Annotated in this window: 18 protein-coding genes; 7 read left to right on the plus strand and 11 right to left on the minus strand. The window is 41.9% G+C overall.

Annotated features, from left to right (window positions below; translation table 11 throughout):
• Positions 1–9: 9 nt before the first annotated feature.
• From BFP97_RS10700 to BFP97_RS10720, 5 genes are all read right to left on the minus strand, one after another.
• The gene (locus tag BFP97_RS10700; protein WP_069842412.1) at positions 10–333 is read right to left on the minus strand and encodes a PadR family transcriptional regulator; all 324 of its coding nucleotides are present in this window, start codon (positions 331–333) and stop codon (positions 10–12) included.
• Positions 334–419: 86 nt separating this feature from the next.
• A complete protein-coding gene (locus BFP97_RS10705; protein WP_083262511.1) occupies positions 420–833 on the minus strand; it encodes a Dabb family protein in 414 nt (137 codons plus the stop codon).
• 6 nt (positions 834–839) lie between these two features.
• Positions 840–1,400, minus strand: a complete 561-nt coding sequence (gene def / locus BFP97_RS10710) for a peptide deformylase (protein WP_069842413.1) — start codon at positions 1,398–1,400, stop codon at positions 840–842.
• A gap of 3 nt (positions 1,401–1,403) precedes the next feature.
• Positions 1,404–1,814: a Holliday junction resolvase RuvX gene (gene ruvX / locus BFP97_RS10715; protein ID WP_069842414.1), complete on the minus strand. Its 411-nt coding sequence runs from the start codon at positions 1,812–1,814 to the stop codon at positions 1,404–1,406.
• Positions 1,814–2,566, minus strand: coding sequence for a hemerythrin domain-containing protein (locus tag BFP97_RS10720; protein ID WP_069842415.1), 753 nt, complete (start codon positions 2,564–2,566; stop codon positions 1,814–1,816). The genes ruvX and BFP97_RS10720 overlap by 1 nt, the downstream gene beginning before the upstream one ends.
• Before the next feature lie 166 nt (positions 2,567–2,732).
• Between BFP97_RS10720 and BFP97_RS10725 the strand changes: the two genes are divergently transcribed.
• The 4 genes from BFP97_RS10725 (at position 2,733) to BFP97_RS10740 (ending at position 6,953) form a co-directional block, all read left to right on the plus strand.
• Positions 2,733–4,379: a S41 family peptidase gene (locus tag BFP97_RS10725; protein WP_069842416.1), complete on the plus strand. Its 1,647-nt coding sequence runs from the start codon at positions 2,733–2,735 to the stop codon at positions 4,377–4,379.
• 58 nt (positions 4,380–4,437) lie between these two features.
• Positions 4,438–4,935: a DUF4440 domain-containing protein gene (locus BFP97_RS10730; protein ID WP_069842417.1), complete on the plus strand. Its 498-nt coding sequence runs from the start codon at positions 4,438–4,440 to the stop codon at positions 4,933–4,935.
• A 79-nt stretch (positions 4,936–5,014) separates the two neighbouring features.
• Positions 5,015–5,458 (plus strand): YybH family protein, encoded by a 444-nt coding sequence (locus BFP97_RS10735; RefSeq protein ID WP_069842418.1) that lies wholly within the window; start codon positions 5,015–5,017, stop codon positions 5,456–5,458.
• A 133-nt stretch (positions 5,459–5,591) separates the two neighbouring features.
• Positions 5,592–6,953 (plus strand): hypothetical protein, encoded by a 1,362-nt coding sequence (locus BFP97_RS10740; protein ID WP_069842419.1) that lies wholly within the window; start codon positions 5,592–5,594, stop codon positions 6,951–6,953.
• Between the two features lie 16 nt (positions 6,954–6,969).
• On the opposite strand, the gene BFP97_RS10745 is transcribed toward BFP97_RS10740, so the two are convergent.
• Positions 6,970–10,080 carry a VPS10 domain-containing protein gene (locus tag BFP97_RS10745; protein ID WP_069842420.1) on the minus strand — a complete coding sequence of 1,037 codons (3,111 nt, stop codon included), beginning with the start codon at positions 10,078–10,080 and terminating at the stop codon, positions 6,970–6,972.
• A gap of 125 nt (positions 10,081–10,205) precedes the next feature.
• Between BFP97_RS10745 and BFP97_RS10750 the strand changes: the two genes are divergently transcribed.
• Together BFP97_RS10750 and BFP97_RS10755 are read left to right on the plus strand one after the other, a co-directional pair.
• Complete coding sequence (locus BFP97_RS10750) at positions 10,206–11,414, plus strand: sialidase family protein (protein WP_069842421.1); 1,209 nt, start codon at positions 10,206–10,208, stop codon at positions 11,412–11,414.
• A gap of 419 nt (positions 11,415–11,833) precedes the next feature.
• Positions 11,834–12,598: a DUF6503 family protein gene (locus BFP97_RS10755; protein WP_069842422.1), complete on the plus strand. Its 765-nt coding sequence runs from the start codon at positions 11,834–11,836 to the stop codon at positions 12,596–12,598.
• A gap of 1 nt (position 12,599) precedes the next feature.
• Here BFP97_RS10755 and BFP97_RS10760 read toward each other — a convergent pair whose 3' ends face one another.
• On the minus strand, positions 12,600–13,019 hold the full coding sequence (locus BFP97_RS10760; RefSeq protein WP_139135269.1) for a DUF2141 domain-containing protein: 420 nt from the start codon (positions 13,017–13,019) through the stop codon (positions 12,600–12,602).
• A gap of 141 nt (positions 13,020–13,160) precedes the next feature.
• Here BFP97_RS10760 and BFP97_RS10765 point away from each other — a divergent pair, with 141 nt between their 5' ends.
• Entirely contained in the window at positions 13,161–14,096 is a 936-nt protein-coding gene (locus BFP97_RS10765; protein ID WP_069842424.1) for a carbon-nitrogen hydrolase family protein, read from the plus strand.
• A gap of 63 nt (positions 14,097–14,159) precedes the next feature.
• On the opposite strand, the gene BFP97_RS10770 is transcribed toward BFP97_RS10765, so the two are convergent.
• The 4 genes from BFP97_RS10770 to BFP97_RS10785 all read right to left on the minus strand — a co-directional run bounded on the left by BFP97_RS10770 (position 14,160) and on the right by BFP97_RS10785 (position 17,541).
• Entirely contained in the window at positions 14,160–14,768 is a 609-nt protein-coding gene (locus BFP97_RS10770; RefSeq protein ID WP_139135270.1) for a hypothetical protein, read from the minus strand.
• A 137-nt stretch (positions 14,769–14,905) separates the two neighbouring features.
• Entirely contained in the window at positions 14,906–15,835 is a 930-nt protein-coding gene (locus BFP97_RS10775; RefSeq protein WP_139135271.1) for a DUF4097 domain-containing protein, read from the minus strand.
• Positions 15,836–15,863: 28 nt separating this feature from the next.
• Positions 15,864–16,694 carry a HEAT repeat domain-containing protein gene (locus tag BFP97_RS10780; protein WP_069842427.1) on the minus strand — a complete coding sequence of 277 codons (831 nt, stop codon included), beginning with the start codon at positions 16,692–16,694 and terminating at the stop codon, positions 15,864–15,866.
• Complete coding sequence (locus BFP97_RS10785) at positions 16,663–17,541, minus strand: DUF4097 family beta strand repeat-containing protein (RefSeq protein ID WP_069842428.1); 879 nt, start codon at positions 17,539–17,541, stop codon at positions 16,663–16,665. Before BFP97_RS10785 ends, BFP97_RS10780 begins: the two co-directional genes overlap by 32 nt.
• Positions 17,542–17,543: the final 2 nt, after the last annotated feature.

The following is a 17,543-nucleotide window of genomic DNA, read 5'->3' on the forward strand; positions in this document are numbered from 1 at the left end:
AATATTTTCTTAAAATTTATATTCTGGCATCATAGACCACATACGCTGGCGCAAGTCCTTGGCCTGATTTAGCGTATCGAAACCTGAGGCTGTTATTCGATAAAGCCTTTTCTTTCTGCCACCTCGTTCAGTAGTGCTTCCTCCCATATATGACTCAACAAAACCCTTTTTTTCCAATCTATATAAAGCGGTATGCACTGTAGAAAGCGTCACACTCCTACCCGTCTGTGATTCAATCTCTGCTCCAATTGTGACACTATAAGCTGTATTAATCAAAAGTGCGCAGGTCATCAACACCAATTCTTCAAATTCTCCAAGGTGGGTTCCTTTCATATTTCACTCTTATTTGTAAAACTAATATAACACTAATACTGTAACTAGAGGAATTGGTTACATGAAAGAAAGGAAAAGTGAGGAATTTAGTCGATGTCTGTGACCAGAACACGCTCGAACATACCCGAGTAGGCAGCCAGTAAATTTAGGTGAATACTATCTTGCTGATAGGCATCATGCGTGGCCAGATCTTTCATCAAAACCACAAGTGCGTAGTCATAGCTCTTTTCTAGATTGGGTCTGTCTGTGGCTGCCGGAGTTCCATCATAAACTTTCTGGACACCATCAATTTCTTCCAAATTCATACTCGCTTTGGCGAAATCTTGAATCTGACTTTCGGTTACACCCTCCTTAAACCAGAAGTAAACCGTATGGATAAAGGGAGAATCAATAATGTCTTCTGAAGCCTTGGCATCAGAATCCGTTTTAATTTTAACATCAGAATGACAGGCTGTCATAGCCAACAATAGTAATGCAAAGCAAACTTTTGCCATCCTCATAATGAACTACTTCTTGATGGGGAATTTCATTCGATATTTAACGCTAACGTTCCCTTTTGAGATGCCGACCAGCTTTGAACGGAGCATCTGCTTCTTCAGGCCCTTTACATAGTCTGTAAACAACACTCCTTCCAGGTGATCATACTCATGCTGAATTACTCGAGCTGTTAAACCGTCAAACTCTTCCTCATGTTCATTCCATAATTCATCATAGTAGTGAATGGTCAGCTTTTCAGGACGCAGGATTTCGGCATGTACATCAGGGATACTTAAGCAACCTTCTTCGAAAGACCACTCATTGCCATATTCATCCAGAATTTCAGGATTGATAAAAGCACGCTTTACGCCTTTGGCTGCCTCTTCCTCCTCTCCCATTTGGGTAGAGTCGATGATGAAGATTCTATGTGACATACCAATTTGAGGTGCGGCCAGACCAACACCATTGGCATTGTACATGGTTTCGTACATGCTCTCAACCAAAGTGGTCAAGTCTTGTGAATCTTGTGGATAATCTTCTGCTTCCTGCCTTAATACGTTGTCCCCGTAGGCAACAATTGGATAAATCATATGCTATTTGCTTTCAAGGTACGATTGAAGAATTATGGTGGCGCTCACCTTATCAATATTACCTTTTTCTCTCCTGTCCTTCTTTTTTACACCGCCAGCGATCATAGCATCCAATGCCATTTTCGAAGTGTATCTTTCGTCATGCAAATAAACGGGTTTTTCAGGAAAATTCTTTTTCAACAGCCGCTGAAATTGTTGGACTAAAGGAGTAGCATTTGTGGGAGTACCATCCAGCTTCTTGGGCATACCCAGAACGAAGGATTCAATACCCTCATTTTCATCGTATGTTTTCAGGTAGGCAATTACATCTTTAGAATGAATAGTATCCAAAGCGGAGGCAATGATTTGCAGAGGATCTGTAACAGCCAAACCGACTCTTTTGGTGCCATAGTCTATGGCAATGATTCTACCCATCAATTCAATTTGGATAAATCGTAGAACTTAAGTTTCGCCAGGCGTTCCAACTGCATGGCCTTCGGAAAAAGGATCTCATTCTCAATTTTCGCATGTATGAGTAAGTCACGCTCGAACCGCTTTAGCTCTGTAAAGAGCACTTTGATATGGAGATCTGCTTCATCGCAGTACTGATAGTTGTTCGTGAACTTTCTGAAACCCTCCATTTCACTTTCATGGACCTCATGTTCCATGGCGAATTCTTGAACGGAAAATGCTTCCATTAAATAATAGGTCTCTGAAGAGGGCTTCTCGTCATTCAAGAATCGGTTAAGTCTACCTACATACGCAAACATGGTATCCTCCTCCTCATGAATGTGATGTATAAAGTCTTCCACAAACATTGGAAAGATGGACTTCAGATCGGCAGACAAAGATTTGTACCTAAAATTAACCTCTTCTATGCCGTCAATAAGCTGCCCGATGTAAGGCAACCTCTTCTTGATAAAAAGGTAATGTGCGTGTTTGAGGTATTCAACGACTAACTCTGCTGGGTAAGCTTTGAGTTGCTTTTGTGTAGACGCTTTTTCGTCCATCACCAGCTCAAGGCTGCTGATCAAAGCATCCGGATCAATACCCAACTCAGCACAAACCTCCTCCAAAGTCTCAAGCTTGTAATCATAGAACTTCACTCCGAAATAATAGAGTACTGAAGCTCTGATATGATTCTCAGATACAAGGTCGGTGATCGTACGTTTGAGTATTTTATCCATTTTGTCTACGTGATTAACGAATTTAACGATTTTAGGTCATAGTTTTCTATGCCAAACGCCTAAAAAACTGAACACAAACTAAGACGATTCGTTACAATCATACTATGACATTTATCCATGTTTTCGGGTCAAATTCATATTTTAGTGAATTAATAACAGGTCAAAAGTGAGCGATTACAAAAATTCATCCTACCACATCAAGCTGCCTATACTTCTTACCATCGCGGTCATCGTTGGTATACTGATAGGTTCTGAATATGCAGAACCCAAAACGGACAAGAAGTATCTGGCTTCCATTCAGAAATTCAGAGAGCTTTTAGAGTATATCGAAAATGATTATGTCGACTCTGTAGATACAGAATCTTTGATTGAAGAGTCCATCGAAAACATGCTCGACAAGCTCGATCCACATACCATCTACATTCCTCCAAAAGAGAGAGAGCTTGCCGCTTCTCAGTTGAGAGCAACTTATGACGGTATAGGGGTAGAATTCAACCTCTTGAGAGACACACTTTATGTGGTATCCCCTTTACCGGGAGGACCCTCAGAGGAAGCCGGAATTATAGCGGGAGACAAAATTGTATCTGTTGATGGCGAAAACATCGCAGGTATCGGTATGAATAACAGGAAAGTGTTTGACATGCTCAGAGGCCCACGAGGGTCGAAAGTGGAAGTTGGAGTGGTCAGAAAAAATGAATCGGAACTACTAGCCTTTGAATTAAAAAGAGGAGCCATTCCTCAATACTCATTGGACGCCAGTTATATGATTGACGAAGAGATGGGCTATATCAAAGTCAATCGCTTTGCAGAAACTACTTATGACGAATTCAAAGAGGCCTTAGCTGAACTGAAAGCTCAGGGAATGAACAAGTTGATTCTAGACCTTCAGAATAACACTGGTGGTTATATGAGTGCAGCAATTGGTATGAGTAATGAATTTCTTAGCGCAGGTGAAGTCATTGTAAGCCAAAAGGGCCAAAGCACCAAATATGATAGCAAGGCCAGAGCTACGAATGATGGCATTTTCAAAGACGGAGCTCTTGTGGTTTTAGTCAACGAAGGTAGTGCTTCAGCATCAGAGATCGTTGCCGGTGCATTACAAGACAATGACAGAGCACTGGTCGTGGGTAGAAGGTCTTTTGGTAAAGGGCTGGTTCAATTGCCTTTCGACTTACAGGACGGATCAGAACTCCGCATGACGATCGCCAGGTACTATACACCAAGTGGTCGTTCCATCCAAAAACCCTATGACGATGGTGAAAAAGATTATAATTCAGACTATTATAACAGATATATGTCTGGCGAATTATTCGTAAAGGACAGCGTTCAGTTTGATGAAAACTTGGCCTATAAGACATCTAATGGCCGCACGGTTTATGGTGGTGGCGGTATAATGCCAGACTACTTTGTAGCGCTTGACACGACTGACAATAGCTCTTACATCAATAGGCTTTCAGCGAGCAATACCATCCGCGAATACACACTAGACTACCGAGACAATCACCCTGAACTCAAAGACATGAGTTTTGAAGATTATCAAGCTAACTTCAAGGTGACTTCAAACATGCTGAAGGAATTAGTACTGCTCGGTAATAAGAACAGGGTTCGATATAACAAAAAGCAATTCGATAAGTCTCGAAACTTATTGAGCTATTTGGTTAAAGCCCGAATTGCCCGTGACATCTTTGACGATGATGCCTTCTACAAGATTTACAATGAAACTAACGAGATCTATAGACAGGCTATAGAGCTCTTCAGAAACCCAGAGTTACTGCAAAACCAATCGAACGGAGTGTTACTACAGACCAGGTAGGAGCTTGTCAAGCATAAGAAAACTAAAAATCTACCGTTCTTGTCGAAAGGTCATTAGAATGAAAAATTATTGCATAGCAGTTATACTGCTTATAGCGCAGAACGCTTTTGCTCAAGTCAACGAGCAGGAAAAAATCGACAAGGATGTTTGGCTGAACTTTATGCAAGCCTATCAAGACTTGGACGCCACCTTATTCAATCAAATACATACCGATGATGTAATCAGAGTTTCTGCCGATGGAGGCAACATGTATATCGGTCAGGAATACAAAGACAGAAACCTCGATAATTTTAACCGTTGGAATGCTCAAAAAGTAAAGCAAAGGATTGAGTTTAGCTTTTTAAAACGCATCCAAAAAGGAGGTTGGGCCTATGAAATCGGCATCTATAAACTTACTCGATACAATGCCACTGGATCAAAGTCCTACTATGGCAAATTTAACGTAACACTGAAAAAGGCCTCAGATATCTGGAGAATCTATATAGATTCCGACACCAACGAAGGCGACACTATTGGAGAAGGAGATTTCCAAAAAGGTGATGTTTTAAACCACTAATCTACAAGCATTTGGGCTTATAGAAATCCATTTAGAGTTCTGATTCCAATGCCCTACCTTATTGGTAAACTTTTGAATCATGAAGAATTTTTTAGCATCAATCTTTCTCTTAAGTATTATTGGTTGCGCTTCAAACAACTCAGGCGAACTAACCAGGGCAGAGGTTATACAAGAGATCTATGAAATGGAGCAAGCCTTTAATGATATGTTGGCCAAGGAAGGCAGAGCTGAGGCATTCGCATATTTTGCAGCCGAAAACGGAAGTATTAGCCGTGGTGGCAGATTGATTACTGGAAAAGATTCTATCAGGGCTTTCTACGCAAACTCTACCACCAAGATTCTGAAGCTCACGTGGAAGCCATCATTTGTTGATGTCTCAGATGACTTATCAATGGCCTATACCTGGGGTCCCACCTTTTTCAAAGGCATTCGAGAGAATGGCGAAGCGTTCGAAAACACCGGTACCTTCCACTCCATTTGGAAACGTCAGGTAGATGGTTCTTGGCGGTATGTTTACGACTAGGCAATTACAGTAACTCACTTATCCTGCTTTATCGAATATAGAAGGTCAATTATTGCTATTTTCAAATATGAATTATAGATGATTTTTTTATCTTTCATTATCTATAAAATTTTTAGACCAAAAACCACATAATATGAGAAAGATCGCCTACAGCTTATTGCTACTGTTTATTTGCACAGCAATCATGGCCCAGACCAACACATTTCCAACCTCAGGTAATGTGGGAATTGGCACTACAACACCAAGCAAATTACTTGATGTTCAAAAAAGTGCTGCAGGAGGTCTGTTACAGGCAAGATTTTGGAATAACACGACAAATACCAATGGAACCGAAACTCAAATAATGATGCCTGTCTTTAATGGTACAAGTGGTTTATATATTCGTTCAATGGGCTCTTCTGGAGGAGGGTTTAACGTTGGTACATATGATGGATGGATTCATACGGGTCAATCAGCCTCCAGACTGCATTTATCAGGTGGTAATGGCTCAACTAAACATCTTACAATACGAGATAATGGCAATATTGGAATAGGCACTACTTCACCCAATGACCTACTCCATATCTCGAAATCAGGAGCCAATACCCGTCTAAGGATTGGAAACAACTCTGCATATGATCAACTCCTATATTTCAATGGAGCAGCCGATTGGTCAATGGGTATGGATAACTCAAATTCGAATGCCTTTACCATAGCCGCAACATCATCACTGGACAATAGTCAAAGGTTTACAATATTAAACAATGGGAATACAGGCATCGGCACCACGTCTCCCTCTACAAAGCTTTACGTTGATAATGGAACTTCCACTTTCAATCGTGGGAATTCTTCAGGACAAATTGCCGCGTTCCGTGGATTAAACTCTGAACAAGTATCAATCGGCACTGAGGACTCTTACTTCTTAAGTAATATTGGCATCGGTACTACCAACCCAAGCCACACATTGACAGTTCAAGGTGGTCCAACGGGAGCAAAGGGCATTAATATTATGGATGGAAATTCAAGAATTTACTTCGATGGAAGACGTGCCATGGAAGGACATGATGGTACGAGCAGACTCGATATCGCTGAAGGCTTTGGTACCACGCAAATATTTGGGAATGTAGGCATAGGTGTCATCAATCCTTCTGAAAAACTGGAGGTCAATGGCAATGCCTTGATCGATGGCGAACTATACTCCAAAAAAGTTAAGGTGAGCATAAACCCAGGCAACTGGCCAGACTTTGTCTTTGCTTCTGGTTATGAGCTTCGGAGCTTAAACGCCCTTGAAAAGTTTATTGCCGACAACCATCACTTGCCTGAGGTTCCTTCTGCGGCAGCAATAGAAAAAGAAGGTCTTGATCTAGGTAAAATGGATGCGACTCTCTTACAGAAGGTTGAGGAATTAACCCTTTATCTCATCGATGTAAATAAAAAGCAAGAGCAACTCATCAAAGAGGTCGAAAATCTGAAAAAAGAAAATGAAGCCCTAAAAAAGAAGGTGAAAGAGCAATAGCTCCTTCACCTTCTTTTTACTTCTCAGGAATCAGGCTTAAACCCAGACCTTTGATATAAGCTTTATACTCACCGAATTCTTTAAAAAGCACCTGTTTTACTTTTTCTTCCATAGCAGTCACAGCTGGTTCTAAAAGAGACATAGCCGTTTCTTGATTCTTTGTTAATGGCAATTGCACTGATTGCATTGTACCTGATAATGCACCGAGTTGAGCTGACAATACCGTAGCATCTCGATAGATTCCTTGCTTTACAGGCTTACTGTTGATTTGGTAGTAAACCCCATCTATTGCTTTTACCAAAGCCTTTCCCCGTGTTGTAATTTCGGACTTGATCGATGCATCTTCGTTTTTAACTCGCTCATTTACAAACTCCACCTGCTCTTTTGCTTCGAGAAGATCATTGTTCATTTTGTCGACCCTTGCCTGCAACGCTCCATGTTTTTCCATAAAGGCCTTCTTGACCTTCATTGCTTCTGGATCAACTTCAATTCTAGGGTCGGCATGAACAGTCACCGTGTTTTCGGATTCTGAATCCTTATAAGTCAATCGTACCGTATAGTCTCCCGGCAAAGCATCAGGCCCACGAGCAAACTTTCGGCTTCCCACTGGCTTAGCCAATTTGGCGCCATCGGTATCCATTCTCCAATAGAAACGATTCATTCCAGCAGAAGCCCTTTGGTTGAGTGTTTTAATCACCTTGCCTGACTGATCCAGAATTTCTGCCTTCACATTGTTTGACTTCCTACCTGTGTCTTTAAAATAATAGGTGATCATAGCACCAAGCGGCCTATTCTCTCCCTCAAAAATTGCTTCTCCTACCAGGTTAGCACGATAGCCAAATGATTCTCCGCGAAATACTCTGTAAGCATCAGGTGTGTCGAAAACATGAAGTTGCTTGTCCATGACCTTTTTCAAGCCCAGATTCGCGAGGGTTCTCAATGGCCTAATGTCATCCAATACCCAGAATGACCTTCCGAAGGTACCGATGACCAAGTCATGCTCTCTTGGCTGGATTACCATGTCCTGCGTTGGAATTGTACCAAAACCATTAGTGTACTGCGTCCAGTTATCTCCTCCATCAATGCTGACCCAAAGACCAAACTCTGTTCCGGTAAACATGAGTTTTGGTTCGATCGGATCTTGGACAAAGCTCAATGTCGCACCCCTCATTTTTGAGTCATCTACCAACCTCTTCCAGGTTCTGCCAAAGTTTCTGGTATGATAGACATAAGGTGTCCAATCATGCATTCTGTGGTTATCGATCACCACAAAGGCTTCGGCCGCATTGTATTCAGAAGGTTTAACCTGAGCGATCCAGCTATTCGCAGGCAACCCTTTAATGTTTTTAACCACATTAGTCCAGGTTTTACCACCATCTCTAGTCACCTGAACATTACCATCGTCAGTACCTACCCATATCACTCCTGCCTGTCTAGCACTTGCACCGATGGCAGTGATGGTGGTATGGTTTTCGGCTGCAGTATTATCATAAGTAAGTCCACCGGTCTTATAGTCTTGTTTGGTAGAATCGTTGGTCGTCAAATCTGGAGAAATGATCTCCCATGATTTGCCACCATCATTTGTCTTATGAACAAATTGACTTCCATAGTAGGCCACAGATTTATCAATAGGGTCTATTGCGAGTGCTGCATTCCAGTTAAACCTTAGTCTTTCTCCATTAGGGTGAACAGGTCTGACTTTATAGAGGATTCCAGAGATACGATCATAGTAATTTAAATTTCCGCCTTGCCCCATGGACCAGCCGTATCTGTTGTCATTTGGGTCTGGTGCCATATCAAAGCCATCTCCTACACTTAGGCGCTGCCAGTAAAAGTTTCTAATGCCTCCTTTGAACCAAGATTGGCTCGGGCCACGCCATGAACCATTGTCCTGCGCACCTCCATAAATATTGTAGGGAATGTCATTGTCTACACGGACATGATAGAACTGTGTCAGAGGTAAACTCTCTACAAAGTGCCAGTTCTTTCCTCTATCTCTGGTGTAGGTTAAGCCCCCATCATGACCATCTAAGATGAAACTTGGGTCATCAGGATGAATCCACCAGGCATGATGATCGGTATGTACCCTTGAGCTAGGGACAAAACTACTCCATGTCTTACCACCATCTTCAGAAACGGTCACTGTGGAATGTATGCTATATACCCTGTTTTCATTTTTAGGATCGACATAGATATCAGCATAATAGAATGGTCTTCCTCCGATATTGCGATCACCTGTTTTCGAGATTTTTCTCCATTTAAAACCCCCGTCATCCGAACGGTAAATAGCGTTTGATTTCGATTCAACATAAGCATAGACTCTGTCTGGGTTTGAGGGTGCAAAGGCAATCCCAATACGACCCAGCTCGCCATTCGGCAATCCATCTTCAGATGTTCTCTTTGTCCAGGTATCTCCGCCATCAAGGCTCACAAAGATTCCAGATCCAGGGCCTCCTGATTTGAAGAACCAAGGCCATCTGCGGTGCTCCCACATAGCGGCTATCATTTTATTGGGATTGGCCGGATCAACAACCAGATCGGCTGCTCCTGTCTTTACGTCAATATACAAGGTCTGCGTCCAGGTTTGTCCACCATCGATTGTCTTGTAAATGCCCCGTTCAGGATTTTCACCCCATGGTGTGCCGGTAGCAGCTACAACCGCAGTTTTTGGATCATTGGGATTTAGAATGATCCGATGAATACCATTTGTTTTCTCGAGGCCTAAAAAAGTCCAGGTTCGGCCACGATCAATCGTCTTGTAAATACCTGCACCATTATTCATGCTGTTGCGTGGGTTGCCTTCACCAGTACCCACCCAAATCTCATTGGGATTATTCTGGTTTATAGCAATCGATCCAATAGACGCTGATTTTCCATCATCAAAGATCACATCCCATGTAGAGCCTCCGTTTTCAGATCTCCACAGTCCACCAGCGGCTGTACCTGCATAAATGATATCGGGATTGCTTAGTTGTACATCGAAGGAGGTGATTCTTCCACTTGCACCAGCAGGGCCTATACTACGAGGCTTCAAATCGCCCATCATGGACATATCCAGTTTTTGGCCGTAAGCGGTATTTACAAAAAGTAAAGTAGTAATTAACAGAAGAGCGGTATTGATTCGCATTGGGATATCAGTTTCGGTTAAGGCGATGAAAATAAGAATACCTAAGTTAGTATGGAACAGGAATTAGATAGATGGAATAATCAAATGAGGTCTGCGAGTTCTTGCTAACTTAGTTACCTCGAACTATGAAACATCTCGGTATTCTATTTCTCTTGTTCCTTATCTCGTGTAGTAATAATAAACCACCGACTTTAGGGGTAACGATTCTCGCTTCCCCAGTATCAGACCGCAGCTTAACGCCAAACCTTTTTACAGCTGACAATGGAACGATTTATCTGTCGTGGTTAGAAAAAACGGAGCAACAAACAGAATTCAAATACTCTTCCCTTGAAAAAAAGGTTTGGACAGCACCTAAACTCATAAGCGCTGGAAACAACTGGTTTGTCAACTGGGCAGACTTTCCTTCGTTCATCGTCAATGATGATGTATTATCGGCACATTGGCTTCAGAAAAGATCTGAAGGCACTTATGACTATGATGTAAGGATCAGTCAATCTTTGGATCAGGGCCTGACATGGTCTGAGTCATTTATCCCCCATAGTGATGGCATTGCAGCAGAACATGGTTTTGTAAGTATGCTATCACTTTATGATCGTCAGAACTTTATCACCTGGCTCGATGGTAGAAACACCAAGTCGTCTGGAGAGCATGAACACGGCCATGCTGGTGCTATGACACTTCGAGCAGGTATTTTTGATCATCAAGGAAATATGACTGCCGATTGGGAACTGGACAATCGTACTTGCGACTGTTGTCAAACGGCTGCGGCAATCACCGATAATGGCCCTATAGTGGCTTATCGTGATCGGTCTGAAAACGAAATTCGAGATATATATGTGACCCGAAGAGTGAATGAAACCTGGACCCAGCCAAAAGCAGTCTTTGATGATAACTGGGAAATCAGTGGATGCCCTGTTAACGGACCGGCTATAGCTGCTCGAAAAAATCAGGTGGCATTAGCTTGGTTCACTGCGGCAAAAGGCTATTCAGAGGTTAAATTGGCAATTTCTTCAGATGCTGGAGAAAACTTTGAAGCACCTATAATCATCAGTCAAGGGAAAACGCTAGGCCGGGTCGGCATCTCAATTTTGGAGAACGGTCTTGTCGCCATGAGTTGGCTTGAAACGGAAAACGATATTGCTGATATTATGCTTGCTGTGTTCGAGTTCAACGGAAAAGAAATCATTAGACAATCTATCGCACAAACCTCAATAGAAAGAGCCAGCGGTTTTCCGGTAATGACACATTACGGTGATCAAATCATTTTGGCATGGACAGTTTCTCAAGATGGCCTATCGAAGGTCAAAAGTGCCGAAATAGTCCTAAACCTTTAAGGACATAGTTGTACAACTTTGGAACTTCCCGAAGTCAAAAACTCCGTAAGGATGAGAGCCATAATTCCACTTGTATTTAATCCGTAGCACTATTCAAAGAATCGATTCTAATAAAATTAATATTTGCCTTTATTCGCTTTAAAAACTTGTTGGAAAGATATTTTTGCTATTTCTTCGTTAAAGAATTGAACCAAAAAGCTTGTTTTCAAGTTTATAAAGATAATCTAGAGGTTCCATAGCCTCTGGTATTGTGTGTGTTTATTGGCCACCCCGATGATGTTGGGGTGGTTTTTTTATGCTTAGTTTTGTACAATTATCATTGTTAATAAAATGTCGTTTGGCTGTCAGCTTGCTTGTCAACAACACAAAACCTTCAACTATTTGATAACCACTGCGTACACCCAGAAAACTTACGAAAAATGACCAAGCCTTATACTTTTCTTCTCTTAGCATTTTTTTGTCTTGCCTGTAATCCACAAAAAAAAGAATCTGCACAGGAAACAACACCCAAATCAAAAGTTCAGGAAGTGATAGACAAGTCCATTGAGTTTCATCAAATGGGAGGTTTAGGCAATGCCGAATTCTCTCTGACTTTTAGAGACATAGACTACACTTACCGTAATGACAACGGCATGTATGAGTACACAAGAACTCAAATTGACAGTCTAGGAGCCACTATTCTTGACGTAATGGATAATGACACTCTCATTAGGTATACCAACGGTGTGGCTACAGACGTGGTTGATGAAAAGAGAGCAGCCTATACCCGATCAGTCAATTCAGTCATCTATTTTTTTCGCCTTCCCTATGGTCTCAATGATCCGGCCGTACAGAAGACTTATCTAGGAGAAACTGAAATAAAAGGAAAGACCTACCATGAAGTAAAGATCACTTTTGAGCAAGAGGGTGGTGGAGAAGACTTTGACGATGTTTTCCTCTATTGGTTTGATAAGGAAGATTATAGCATGGATTATATGGCCTATCTGTATCATACGGATGGCGGTGGCATGCGCTTTAGAGAAGCCATCAACCCCAGAAGAGTCAATGGCATGCTCATACAAGACTATATCAATCTAAAGCCAGAAGATGAAGGTATTGATATCATGACCATCGATGAACTTTACGACAATGGTGAACTCATTGAGCTTTCAAAAATCATCAACGAAAAAGTCACCATCAACTAAACTATTTGAGCCGCAGGTTTATAGACATATCTTTATCTAAAGTGAAAAGGCATTTCTCGAAACTTGGTGGGCCAAATGTAGTCCTCGGGTTGTTAGAAAAGCCATAACGCTCCTTAGGCAGACCTAGAAAGTTCGTATCCAGTTTGCCATTTGAATTGGCATCATGGTATATAGTTATCGCATAATCATTGGGTTTGATGCCCTCTAATGCCAACAGCAGTGTTTTTTGGTTTACTTCAAACTCTCTGTAATAACTACAATCCCCAAGAAACTCACGTTTATCAGTAATCAGGCATAGACCTAATTTACCTTTTACAGACTTGATCCCACTGATATTAACCTCTAGTGAGAATTCATTGTCTTGACCTTTTACTGCCCAGCTCGATAACATCAGGGCAAAAATTAAGCTTATTCTTTTCATATGACCTTTTTTTTGAATTCTAGGTACATCCAACTCATCATACTTACGTCCAAACCGATCTTCTGAGACTTTTTGACTTCTTTCCGACCATAGAGACACTGAGGCCTTTTCTATAGTCTTGGGAATGCTTAATATGGAGGCATGAAGCAAAAGGTGAATATAGGAGTGGTGCAGTCAGCACCCGTCTACCTTAATGTTGAGCAATCAATGGAGAGGGTGGAAGCCCTACTCAAGGAAGCGTCTGCCAAAGGTGCGCAACTAGTTAGTTTTGGAGAAACCTGGTTTACAGGCTATCCGGCATGGATAGATTACTGTGACGAATATGCCAAATGGGATTTCAAGCCCACCAAAGAGGTCTTTGCCAAAACCTACGCCAACAGCCTTGACATCAACGGACCAGAAGTAGCACAAATAGGAAAATGGGCCAAAGAATTAGGTTTGGTCATTGTGATGGGTATCAATGAGAAAGTCACCTCAGGACCAGGCAATGGTACTATTTACAATAGCCTACTGACCTGGAATGAAAAGGGTGTACTAGCCAATCATCATCGCAAACTAATGCCCACTCATACTGAAAGGTTACTTTATGGACAAGGAGACGGTGCTGGATTGAAGGCCGTAGACACCGCTATCGGTAGAGTCGGTGGACTCATTTGTTGGGAGCATTGGATGCCTTTAACCAGACAAAGCATGCATAATTCTGGCGAACATATTCACATCGCGGTTTGGCCTAAGGTGCATGAGATGCTTCAGATTGCTACACGTTCTTATGCCTTTGAAGGCAGATGCTTTGCTGTAGGCGTAGGTCAAATCATGAGGGTCAAGGACATTCCCAGTGAATTAGTGTTACCGGATGATTTGAAAGATAAACCAGAGCACATGTTACTCAATGGAGGCAGCTGCATTGTGGGCCCTGACGGACATTATGTGATGGAACCTGTATGGGATCAAGAGGGGGTATTTACGGCAGAAGTAGACTTAAACCGTTGTTATGAGGAGAAAATGGCCTTGGATGTTACTGGGCATTATCAACGCAACGATGTCTTTCAATTGGAGGTTAACCACAAGAGATCATAAAAAAAGCCTCGACCCCCGAAGTTTCGGGTCGGGCTTTTAATTTTTTTAACTTAGAAAAAGTATCTACTGACAGCCTTCTCGTTCGTAGATCTTCTCCTCATATTCGGCAGGATTAATTACAAATTTGGTGCCTGCTGTATCCGTAGAGAATCCGGACAATATGTATTTGTGCATAGTTCCAAAATCATCAAGAACAGCCAAGGAAAGTACATCTTCACCGTTAGTTTCGATATACATCTGTACATATGTAGTCTCTTCAATTGGAGTCAATGTAAGTGTTCTTCCCTCAATTCGAGACCTATGTCCTTCACCATAAAAGGTCATCAGGTGACCAAAGTCAACAATGGCCTCAGAGTTTTGACCTGGGCAGAAATACATGATTTGAGAGTGGTCTTCCTCTTTGGTACCAACATATTCTGTTTTTCCGTCATTTAACCAGGTCTCATTAGGACCGAATTTTAAAATATACTTCTCACCCTCTACAACCAACACACCCTTCTGTGTATTTGAAAATCCCATTCTGTCATTACTCGACTGATAAGTGATATCCACTTTGTAATTGGGGGTCGCTTTATATTTATCCGCAAGCAGTTTTACTCTATTACTGGCATCCTGAGCTTGGACACTTACAGCAAAAAGCACGAGTGCTATTGATAAGCATAATTTCTTCATTGTTTTCATTTGGTCTGATTTTAAGAAGTCGGTAATGAGTCGATGCTTTACTTATCTGTTACCGTGTTGAGAAGTTCAAAAATAAAAAAATCCTGCGAATTTCCACTCGCAGGATCAATTACTCTGTGGGAGTTTAGCTACCCTCTCCGAATATAGATATTCCCATTTCGCGTCTTCATGGTTACTTCAGCTCCACCTCCATTAAGGTCACCTTGCACCCAATTCTCAATCTTTATGGATGTTCCTCCTCTACGTGGGTCTCTATTTCTAGTGGGCTTTGTCTGGATTAGATTGAAGGATTCGAAATCAGTATAAATTTCCCTATTGGTCTTCATCTTAGTAGAAAACTTAGTACCCCCGGGTACTGTGATATCCACATCTCCATTATAAGTATCGAAGTTCATCGGTACATCTGCAGTAACCGAGGTAAAGATGGCCTTAACGGCTCCGTTATAAGTAGAAGCTGATGCAGAACCAGAAATATTTGTCATAGTAATTGGGCCATTATAACTCTCAAGGTCTAACTCACCATCTACACCTTCAACATCGATATGGCCATTATTATAACTCTCAACCTTCAGATCAAAGTTCTTAGGTACTTGAATTTCAAAGTCTACCCGATTATTCCAGCCTTCGTTTTCAACTTTGACATTGTTATTCTGTTCAGAAGCTTCGAAGTTAAACCCACCATTGCTGATCAATCGCATACCATTCTTGTCGCTGCTTTTTGACACTTTTTTGCCATACCTGATCATCTTGACCTTGACTGTTCTCCCATCATAACCAACAATCTTTATTCTTCCATTTCTAGAGTACACTTTAAGCGTACCTCGTTCTCCTGGATTTGTCAATGGTATTTCCACCTCTTGTGTTGACTGCTCCTGCAGCTTCTCACTCTTACTATGGTGTGCATCTCCAAAACCAGCCATCACATGTTCTACAGCAGTTTCAGCAATTCGCTCTACGCTGGCCTCGAGTTGGCGCGTATCAACCTTTACATCTATGTCTTGGGCCAAAGCCGGTTTTATCATAAACCCCGCTATTAAAGCCATCAATATTGTTTTCATATTTTTCATCTCTTAATTCCTTTTTTGATTACATGATTTTATTAACACTCTCACGCAACGTTGTTTTCACTTCCTCAGGAGTGTATTCACCCTCAATAATTTCTTTAAATTCTTTTACAGCCTTAGGCTCTTGAAGCTCTACCATCAACTCGGCTAAGGCCAATTGCATCAGTGGAGACTCTTGTTTTGAAATGCTGTTTATTAAACCCTCTCTGATGTTTGGATCGTCAGCATATTCTGCCAAAAGATTCAGTGCTGCCATTCGTACATTAGTACTCTCATCATTGTTAAGGGTTACAAACATGGCATCAGTTACTTCTTTATTTGAGCTAACCAATTGACTACTCATTTGCACTCCCTTCAATCGCTCGGACACGGACTCCTCTTCCAACATGGCCATTGACATCATCTGCTGCATCTCCGTCATCTGACTCGATAGGCTCTTTAATTCATTTTGATAGGCCGAACCGGAAAAGCCTCTCCCCAACACTACTCCTATAACGAGTACTGCCATACCAAAGGCTAGTCTTCCGCTATTTGTACCGAAAAGCACTTGCCAAATACGGTCCAAGCCCCACTCACCTCGGCCATTACTTGCCTGAGCCTTGGCTTCATTCAGCATGGTGTAGAAGTTTTCGCTCATGGCAGCTGATGGTTCCGGATGATCAGCAGCTGCCATTCGCCCCTGAAGTGCCATGATGGCATCTACCTCTGCCATATCAATGTGACCTTCTGCGACATACGTATCGAATTCACGCTGTCTCTCGGCCGTTAGGTTGCCATCGATATAGTCCGTAATTAATGACATATACTGCTCTTCCATCTTCCTACTTTTTCTTCTTAATTCTAATGTCTCCATTTAAGGTTTCAAACTCCATCGAAGGACCTCCCTTACCTAATTGGTAACCATTCGAATTTGATATCTTATACATGGTACCGCCTCGCTTTCCAGAGGCTTTGGTCACCTTCGGGGCCAGTTTGGCACTAAAGTCCAAATCGCTGTAAACCTTACCCCACTGTGTCTGGAAGTTGAATTTCCCGTTAGCATCGTCAGGTGTTTCGATCAGTATGTCTCCATTGACCGTCTCAAAACTGCCAAACTCCTTAGGCATCTTTACATACGATACCTCAATCACCCCATTGACAGTACCCGCTTTGGTATCTCCTTGAACATTTTCAAGGGTGACATCTCCATTCACGTTGTTAGCATAGATATTGCCTTCCACGTTTCTGACCTCCAGATCTCCTTTGTTAACTGTAGACACTTTTACACTTATCCCCTTCGGCACACGAATCTTATAATCAAATTGATAATCATATCGTGGACCTCTTCTATTATTACCATTCCAATTCCAGCCACAGGCCAATGGATCGTCTTTTTCTCTGATGGTTTGATTTGGTGCTTCCATCAGCACTTTCACATAGTCCTCCCCTTCATCTACCAAGAGTTTTAAATCTTCCATCCCTTGTTTCACATCATCATCTGAACGGCCTTTGATCTGCTTATTCAGTTCCAATTCTATCGTTTTACCATCATAGGCTTCTACTTCCACCGTTCCATTGATATTGCACAGGCAGAACCAGAAATCGCTGCTTGCCTTTTCCACTTCGAAGCTCTTCTTAATCGTTTCACTATCTCTTTGACCGAAGAGCGTAGTGCTAGAAATTGCCAGCAAAACCAATATGTTCATTAAGTTTTTCATCATTC

The organism is Roseivirga sp. 4D4 (assembly GCF_001747095.1).
GTDB lineage: Bacteria > Bacteroidota > Bacteroidia > Cytophagales > Cyclobacteriaceae > Roseivirga.